This is a genomic window from Mycobacterium innocens (assembly GCF_900566055.1).
In the GTDB taxonomy this organism is placed as follows: Bacteria; Actinomycetota; Actinomycetes; order Mycobacteriales; family Mycobacteriaceae; genus Mycobacterium; species Mycobacterium innocens.
Genome location: NZ_UPHQ01000059.1, coordinates 1 through 6722, shown reverse-complemented (window position 1 = coordinate 6722; position 6722 = coordinate 1). Strand labels below are relative to the sequence as shown.

Below are 6722 nucleotides of genomic sequence, written 5' to 3'. Positions count from 1 at the left end.
AAACCCTGGCCGCCGAAACCGATCGGCTGCGTCCGCGGCTATCCGAGGACACCGCCCGCCAAACGACCAAGGCGCTGGCCTACTTCAAAACCAACGCCCACCGCATGCGCTACGCCTACTTCCGCGATCACGGCATGTTCGTCGGCTCGGGCACCGTGGAAGCCGGCTGCAAAGCCATCGTCGGTCAACGACTCAAACTCTCCGGCATGCGTTGGAACATCCCCGGCGCCACCGGCATCCTCACCCTGCGCTGCCAGCACGCCAGCGGTCGCTGGGAACAGATCTGGACACAGCCGCACAACCAGACCACCACCGCGTGACCAGGCCGATATCAAGATCAACAACAACTACCTACAAATCTGACGCGCACCCACCCGCAACAGCTGGCAGCCCCCGGAGCCGGACATCTGCCACTACATCCGCTTTGGGACCCGCCTTGGGAACATGTCCGCCAACGTGGCCGCCAGCTCCAGGTACGCGCGCCGGCCTTCCTTGCCCAACCGGTCCAGACCGATTTCTTTGCCCGCATGGATGTGCCGATCGAACGGCAGGACCACCGTGGCCGCCACGTCGGCCGACAACTGCTCAAGTTCCTTACCGGCCAAAGTGCTCGGCCTGCCCGCTTCGGTGTGGTTGACCGCTAACACCGCCGTCGCGAGCAGCTTCTGATACCCGTTGTTACGCAACCATTCCAGCGTGATTCTGGTCTTTCGTATCGCGTCGATCGAGGCGCTGGTAACGACCACCAGGGCCCGCGATTCCGGCAACACCGCTTCCATCGCGCTGGACTCGAGCGCCTTGACGCAGTCCACCAGTACCACCGAGTAATGCTTGCGCAGAATGGAAAACACTTTGACGACGTCGCTGCGCTCCACTCGCCAATTACTCTTTGCATATTCGGGCAGGCCGAGCACTTCCAGCCCGCAACTGTTCATATAGGTATGCGCCCGCACGTCCGGATATCTTGTGACCGAATCGTCCATGAGCAGGTCCACCATATTCAGCCGGCTGCGGCGGCCATGCCGATCGGACAAATCGCCGCCGTCGATGTCGACGGCGACCACCCGGTCGTTGCGCACCAGCGCGAACGTTGAGCCGAGCGCCTCGACCACCGCGGTCTTGCCAACCCCGCCTTTGAGGTTGAGCACGGCAATGGGAAACGCGCTTCCGAGCGGGGCGCGGACGCGCTCGCGCAGGTCACGTTCGTAAGCCGGGCCCTTGCCGGGGCCGAAGTCTCTGCGGCTGATGCGCCAGATCAGATCTCGCCAGCTGAAACCGCCCGTATCGTCGGTGTGCTGCTCGTCAAGAACATCAAGTGCCATCCCACCCGGGGCCCGTTCACAAGGAGACGGCGGGGCGATCGGTGTCGCTGCGGGGGTTCGAGCGGTCGACCAGGGCTCAACGGGCGACGAACGGTAGGCAGGGGCATGGCGGCGGTAGACCCGCGGGACCGTGGTGGACGCCGACTCGGCCGGAGGGCGCCGGCAGGGCGGGGCCGTAGGCCGCTCCGGCGGCGCCGACCGCGCCGCCGGTGGGGCGGCCTGAGGCAGGTCTCCGCGACCAGGATCGCGATTGCTCATACCCCACGGTATAGCCGGGCTGATTTGCCGGAAAACCGCAAATAGGACGGATTCCGGAAATGCAAGCAGCAGTCAAGCAACAATTAGCCCGGCGTTCAGCCCGCGCTACCGGATGTTCGACGAATTTCGAGATTTCGGCGCGAAACGCCGACGTCAGCCGAAGAAAGCGGCGGCGTCGTCGTAGCGGCTCTGCGGCACCAGCTTGAGTTGGCGAACCGCGTCCGCCAGGGGAACACGGCCGATGTCTTGTCCGCGCAGCGACACCATCTGGCCGTATTCGCCCGCGTGTGCGGCGTCGGCGGCGTTGACACCGAAGCGGGTGGCCAACACCCGATCGTAAGCCGTCGGTGTCCCACCTCGCTGGACGTGGCCGAGCACGGTCACCCGGACATCCTTGTTGATCCGCTTCTCCACCTCGGCGCCCAGCTGCGCGGCCACCCCGGTGAAACGCTCATGGCCGAACTCGTCAATCCCGCCTTCGCGTAACTGGATGGAGCCGGCGACGGGTTTGGCGCCCTCGGCGACCACACAGATGAAGTGCGAGTCGCCGCGCTGGAAGCGCTGCTTGACGAGCCGGCACACCTCCTCGACGTCGAAGGGCTGTTCGGGGATCAGCGTCATGTGAGCGCCGGAGGCCAGACCGGAGTTCAGCGCGATCCAGCCGGCGTGACGGCCCATCACCTCCACCAGCATCACCCGCTGATGGGATTCGGCGGTGCTATGCAGGCGGTCGATGGCTTCGGTCGCCACCGTCAACGCCGTGTCGTGGCCGAAAGTCACGTCGGTGCAGTCGATGTCGTTGTCGATGGTCTTCGGCACACCGACCACCGGAACGTTCTCCTCCGACAGCCAGTGCGCCGCGGTCAACGTGCCTTCCCCGCCGATCGGGATCAGCACGTCGATGCCGTTGTCGTCCAGGGTCTGCATGATCTGGTTCAGGCCGGCGCGCAATTTGTCCGGGTGCACGCGCGCGGTGCCCAGCATCGTTCCGCCTTTGGCCAGCAGCCGGTCGTTGCGATCGTCATTGCGCAGCTGCATGCGCCGGTTTTCCAGCAATCCGCGCCACCCGTCCTGGAACCCGACTACCGACGAGCCGTACCGGGCATCGCAGGTGCGCACCACGGCCCGGATGACGGCGTTGAGGCCGGGGCAGTCGCCGCCTCCCGTGAGAAGTCCAATCCGCATGCCATCATCTTGCACCGCGGCTGGCTCGGGCCGCGAGCAGACGCAGAATCGCATGCGCGGGGTCCGCGCAGTGCGATTCTGCGTCTCCTCGCGCCTAGATGGCGCCTAAATCGGCGAGGGCAGCGGGCCGCGGGCTGCCTCGTAGGCGGCTCCCACCCGGTAGAGCCGGTCGTCGGCCAAGGCGGGCGCCATGATCTGTAACCCGACCGGCAGCCCGTCGTCCGGCGACAGCCCCGACGGCACCGACATGCCACAATGTCCCGCCAAATTCAGCGGCAATGTGCACAGGTCGAACAGGTACATCGCCAGCGGGTCGTCGACCTTCTCCCCCAGCGGGAACGCGGTGGTGGGAGTCGCGGGCGAGACCAGCACGTCGACCGATCGATAGGCCTCGTCGAGATCGCGGGCGATCAGCGTGCGCACCTTCTGGGCCTGGTTGTAGTAGGCGTCGTAGTAGCCGGCCGACAGCGCGTAGGTGCCGATCATGATGCGCCGCTTGACTTCCGGGCCGAAACCGGCGGCCCGGGTCATGGCCATCACTTCCTCGGCGCTGTGGCTGCCGTCGTCGCCGACCCGCAGTCCGTAGCGCATCGCGTCGAAGCGGGCCAGGTTGCTCGACACCTCCGACGGCAGGATCAAGTAGTAAGCGGCCAGCGCGTGGTCGAAGTGCGGGCAGTCGACTTCGCTGACCTCGGCGCCCAATGCGGTCAGCTGCTCGACAGCACCCTGGAACGACGCCAGCACTCCCGGCTGGTAGCCCTCGCCGCGCAGCTGCTTGACCACCCCGATCCGCACCCCGGTCAAGTCGCCCGTCGCCCCGGCCCTCGCGGCCCCGACCACGTCGGGCACCGCGGCGTCGACGGAGGTGGAGTCGCGCGGATCGTGCCCGGCGATCACCTGGTGCAGCAGCGCGGTGTCCAGCACGGTGCGTGCGCAGGGGCCGCCCTGATCCAGCGACGACGCGCAGGCCACCAGCCCGTAGCGCGACACCGTGCCGTAGGTGGGTTTGACACCCACGGTCGCGGTCAAGGCGGCAGGCTGCCGGATGGAGCCCCCGGTGTCGGACCCGATGGCCAGCGGCGCCTGGAATGCGGCCAGTGCCGCGGCGCTGCCACCGCCCGAGCCACCGGGCACCCGGTCGACGTTCCACGGGTTGCGGGTGGGGCCGTACGCGGAGTTCTCGGTCGAGCTGCCCATCGCGAACTCATCCATGTTGGTCTTGCCCAGGATCGGGATCCCGGCCGCGCGCAACCGCACCGTCAAGGTGGCGTCGTAGGGAGACCACCAGCCCTGCAGGATCTTGGAGCCGCAGGTGGTGGGCATGTCGATGGTGGTGAACACGTCCTTGAGCGCCAGCGGCACTCCGGCCAGCGGCGACGGCAGCTGTTCGCCCGCGGCCAGCGTCTTGTCAATGGCAGCCGCGGCGCTCAACGCCTGGTCGGCGGCCACGTGGAGAAAGGCGTGGTAGCGGTCGTCGGTTGCCGCGATCTGGTCCAGGCAGGCCTGCGTGAGTTCGGTGGACGACAGCTCCTTGGCGGCGATCTTGGCGCCCAGCGTGGCGGCGTCGGATCGGATGATGTCGCTCACTCGGTGTCCCCCAGGATCTGCGGGACGGCGAAGCGGCCGTCGACGGCCTCCGGCGCCGCGGCCAGCGCCTGCTCCTGCGTCAGGCACGGCGCGATCTTGTCGGGGCGCGTGACGTTGACGTCCTTGAGTGGATTGTCGGTGGCTTCGACGCCGGTGACGTCGACGGCCTGGATCTGGCTGACGTGCGCCAAGATGGCGTCGAGTTGACCGGCGAAGTGGTCGAGCTCATGGTCGGTCAGCGCCAGACGGGCCAGCCGGGCCAGGTGGGCCACCTCGTCGCGGGAGATCTGGGACACGAGCGAAAAGCCTAACGGGGAGCATGCGGCTGGTTCACTCGAGTCGCTCCGCTCTTGCCGACATGCCGCGCGCGCGCCGCTGTGTAACAGTGTTGGCCGTGCCGTCGTATCTGTTGCGCATCGAGCTGATCGACCGTCCAGGCAGCCTGGGGTCGCTGGCGGTTGCGCTCGGGTCGGTGGGCGCCGACATCTTGTCGCTGGACGTCGTCGAGCGCAGCGCCGGGTACGCGATCGACGACCTGGTGGTCGAGATGCCGCCGGGCGCGATGCCGGATCGGCTGATTACCGCCGCCGAGTCGTTGACCGGAGTCCGGGTGGACAGTCTGCGCCCACATACCGGGTTGCTGGAAGCGCACCGCGAGCTGGAGCTGCTCGACCACGTCGCCGCGGCCCGCGACAATGCGTCGCGATTGCAGGTACTTGTCAACGAGGCGCCCAGGGTGCTGCGGGTGAGCTGGTGCACCGTGTTGCACAGCTCCCAGGGCGCCTTGCACCGGCTTGCCGGCAGCCCGGGCGCCCCGGAAACCCGAGCCGATTCGGCACCGTGGCTGCCGATCGAGCGCGCCGCACCGCTCGACGGTGGCGCCGACTGGGTGCCGCAGGCCTGGCGTGACATGGACACCACGATGGTGGCCGCACCGTTGGGCGACCCGCACACGGCGGTGGTGCTGGGCCGGCCCGGCCCGGAATTCCGGCCCTCGGAGGTGGCCCGACTGGGCTATCTGGCTGGGATCGTGGCCACCATGCTGCGCTGACCCGTTGCTCATCAGCAGCGTGTCAGCCGTTGGGCGCAGGGTGGCCTCGCCGGCTGGTCAGCGAGCGGGCGATCCGCACGGTGGCCCATAGCCCGTAGAGCGCCGCACGCCGGGACACCAGACCGGATACGGGTGCCAGGACTGCGTGGCGCATCCCCGCGTCGCCGAAGGCCCGCAGCTTGGCCACCACCTGCTGCGCAGTTCCCCACAGCAATGGCCCCTCGGTCATCACGGCGTCCGGCACGGCGGCGATGGCTTGCTCGCTCGCCCGGCGACCGTGGCGGTCGGGCACGAAGTCGACCAACGTATCGAAGTGCGCCCCGAGCGGGTGCACGGCCCCGGCCCACCGCCACACATCGGCGGGCGCAGCAAGCCCAAGCAACCGGACGGCCTTTGTGTCCAGCATCGCCCGCGCCTCCCGCTCGGACGCGCCGATCACCGCGAAGCGATGCAGCGCCGGTGTGATCGAGTCTGCGTCTCGCCCAGCCTCGGCGGCCGCCGCCCGCACCGCCGCCAGCTTGGCCGCATACTCCTGGGGCGAGACCACCGAGACGGGATACCACCCGTCGCCGTAGCGTCCCGTGAGCCGTAGCATTCGCGGACCGTGCCCGCCGACCCAGATCTGCGGTACCCGGCCGCGCGGAGCCTCCAGGTCCATTGTCGCCCGGTCGAGTCGAAAATGCTTGCCGGAGAACGTGATAGGCCCGCGTGCCGACAGGCACAGGCGGATCACCTGCAGAGCCTCCTCCTGTCGGGTGACCGGCTCGGAGAAGTCGAGTCCGTACGGGTCGATATTCATCCGCTCGCCCGCGCCGACGCCCAGGATGGGCGCGCGGCGGGTGAGATGCGACAGCGTCAGCATCGCCTGGGCGATGAGAACGGGGTGCCGCCGAATCGCCTCGGTCACCCCGACGCCCAAGCGCAGTCGCCCGGCCCGCGACGCGAGATAGCCCAGCAGAACCTGGTAGTCAAAAAACTCGTGTGGGCTCTGATCCTGCGCCGCAAGCCAGGTGAGGTCTTCATTCCAGATGGCGCGGGGCACACCGCTCTGGAAGTGGTCAATGAGCATCACCGACTCCAGCCGCGCCACCCGCGCCGCAAGCAATAACGCCCGAGCGCCGCTCAATGGCGGCTGCGTCCCGATCTGCAGGCCCACCGAGATTGCTGGGTTTCTCATGATCCTTCGCACCTAAGGGATCGCGCAGTAATTAGGTGGGTGTTTTCGGGCGTGTCGCGGTGGGGTGGGCCGTGAGCGTGTAGTTCCAGTCGCCGTGGAACTCGTGACGGTGCAGTTGGGTGGCTTCGAGGGCGGCGATCTG

General features: G+C 67.9%; 6 protein-coding genes and 1 pseudogene. 2 read left to right on the top strand and 5 right to left on the bottom strand.

The features are described from left to right. Nucleotides 1-320: pseudogene (locus tag EET03_RS30115) on the top strand (hypothetical protein); the annotation flags it as partial. Between the two features lie 93 nt (nucleotides 321-413). Here the strand turns inward: EET03_RS30115 and EET03_RS07490 are convergent. From EET03_RS07490 to gatC, 4 genes are all read right to left on the bottom strand, one after another. Further along, nucleotides 414-1322 carry a MinD/ParA family ATP-binding protein gene (locus EET03_RS07490; protein ID WP_075541963.1) on the bottom strand — a complete coding sequence of 303 codons (909 nt, stop codon included), beginning with the start codon at nucleotides 1320-1322 and terminating at the stop codon, nucleotides 414-416. A gap of 411 nt (nucleotides 1323-1733) precedes the next feature. Next, nucleotides 1734-2765 carry an ATP-dependent 6-phosphofructokinase gene (locus EET03_RS07485; RefSeq protein WP_036411949.1) on the bottom strand — a complete coding sequence of 344 codons (1032 nt, stop codon included), beginning with the start codon at nucleotides 2763-2765 and terminating at the stop codon, nucleotides 1734-1736. 105 nt (nucleotides 2766-2870) lie between these two features. Beyond that, entirely contained in the window at nucleotides 2871-4352 is a 1482-nt protein-coding gene (gene gatA / locus EET03_RS07480; protein ID WP_099194047.1) for an Asp-tRNA(Asn)/Glu-tRNA(Gln) amidotransferase subunit GatA, read from the bottom strand. Beyond that, on the bottom strand, nucleotides 4349-4648 hold the full coding sequence (gatC, locus tag EET03_RS07475; protein ID WP_075541965.1) for an Asp-tRNA(Asn)/Glu-tRNA(Gln) amidotransferase subunit GatC: 300 nt from the start codon (nucleotides 4646-4648) through the stop codon (nucleotides 4349-4351). Before gatC ends, gatA begins: the two co-directional genes overlap by 4 nt. A 98-nt stretch (nucleotides 4649-4746) precedes the next feature. Here gatC and EET03_RS07470 point away from each other — a divergent pair, with 98 nt between their 5' ends. After that, nucleotides 4747-5403: an ACT domain-containing protein gene (locus tag EET03_RS07470; RefSeq protein ID WP_122508743.1), complete on the top strand. Its 657-nt coding sequence runs from the start codon at nucleotides 4747-4749 to the stop codon at nucleotides 5401-5403. A 22-nt stretch (nucleotides 5404-5425) separates the two neighbouring features. Here the strand turns inward: EET03_RS07470 and EET03_RS07465 are convergent, their stop codons facing one another. After that, nucleotides 5426-6580 (bottom strand): LLM class flavin-dependent oxidoreductase, encoded by a 1155-nt coding sequence (locus tag EET03_RS07465; RefSeq protein WP_075541967.1) that lies wholly within the window; start codon nucleotides 6578-6580, stop codon nucleotides 5426-5428. Nucleotides 6581-6722 lie beyond the last annotated feature (142 nt).

Coding starts and splice junctions, on each gene's coding strand:
- EET03_RS07485 (WP_036411949.1), bottom strand. CDS start 2,765: ATGCGGATTGGACTTCTCACGGGAGGCGGCGACTGCCCCGGCCTCAAC.
- EET03_RS07490 (WP_075541963.1), bottom strand. CDS start 1,322: ATGGCACTTGATGTTCTTGACGAGCAGCACACCGACGATACGGGCGGT.
- EET03_RS07465 (WP_075541967.1), bottom strand. CDS start 6,580: ATGAGAAACCCAGCAATCTCGGTGGGCCTGCAGATCGGGACGCAGCCG.